General features: G+C 68.8%; 1 pseudogene. It reads left to right on the top strand.

Annotation, left to right across the window (positions count from 1 at the left end):
- Window positions 1–620 (top strand): annotated as a pseudogene (locus EET13_RS30800) (PE family protein); the annotation flags it as partial.
- Window positions 621–1151: the final 531 nt, after the last annotated feature.

The raw sequence follows: 1151 nt of genomic DNA, 5'->3' as shown, positions 1-1151 counted from the left end.
GCAGTGGTGTCGACGGAGGCGACGGCGGCAAGGGCGGCAAGGGTGGGCTAGGGGGCAACGGCGGAGCCCTACTAGGCAGCGGCGGAGCCGGTGGAACCGGGGGCATCGGCGGCACCGGAGGAAACGGTTCAGGCGGAGTCAGCGACGTCGCGGGCACCGGCGGCGAAGGCGGCGCTGGCGGCCGCGGCGGCTACAGCTGGGTCGGTCGTGGCGGCAACGGCGGCGACGGCGGGAACGGTGGCGACGCCGGTACCGGCGGCATCGACGATTCAGCCGGCCCAGGTGGTAGCGGCGGCGACGGCGGAGCTGCCAGATTCTTCGGCAGCGGCGGCGACGGCGGTAACGGCGCAGACGTCGGAACCGGCCAGGTGTACTTCAGCAGCAGCGGCGGCAACGGCGGCAACGGCGGATACTTCTACGGCAACGGTGGCGACGGCGGCAACGCCGGCACCAGTTCGGATCCGCCCCCGTTCGGCACCGGCAACGGCGGCTTTGGCGGCTCTGCTGTGCTCATCGGTAATGGCGGCGACGGCGGGGCCGGAGTCCCCGGCGGCCAAGGCGGCTACGGCGGCTTCGGCGGAGCTCTGTTCGGCCGCAACGGAGTGAACGGGCCGCCCTGAGCCGGCGCACTCCCGAGGGGATTTCGTGCAACAACTTACGGAGATCAACCAGTGCACTTACCGTGCCCATTTTGAGTGCGGCTTGCAACGCTGTTCTATCTCGGCATCGGACAATCTCTCGCCTCCGGATGCGACGGTCGGCGCTCGGCGATGGTGGGTTGAGCGCACCGCCAACGTCGACGGGGGTGGATTGCTGCGGCTCGTTGCGTTGACCGTAATGCCGCTGGCCGATCAAGGACAGCGTCGGTGGTGAGTCGATCGTCGGGGCATGCGAGTTCATGACGGAATGCGGCTTTCGCGCCGTCGTCGAAAGGGGCAAGCGGCTACGCCGCCCGCCGGATCTGATCAGCGGGCCGCTGCCTTCCTCAAAACCGGAAGACCAGGGACAGCGCGGTGTTACATTGCGGTTCCAGACGTTTCTCTCCGGTACCGGGAGGGCGGTTCGATGCCGAATGTCATTGCGATCCCCGATGCCTTAGCCTGGGCCGCAACGGATTTGGAGCACATAGGTGCCGCGGTGCGCGCGGCGAC

Source organism: Mycobacterium attenuatum (assembly GCF_900566085.1).
GTDB classification, from domain to species: domain Bacteria; phylum Actinomycetota; class Actinomycetes; order Mycobacteriales; family Mycobacteriaceae; genus Mycobacterium; species Mycobacterium attenuatum.
Note: the sequence above shows the minus strand (reverse complement) of the source record. Positions and strands in the feature narration are given on the sequence as shown.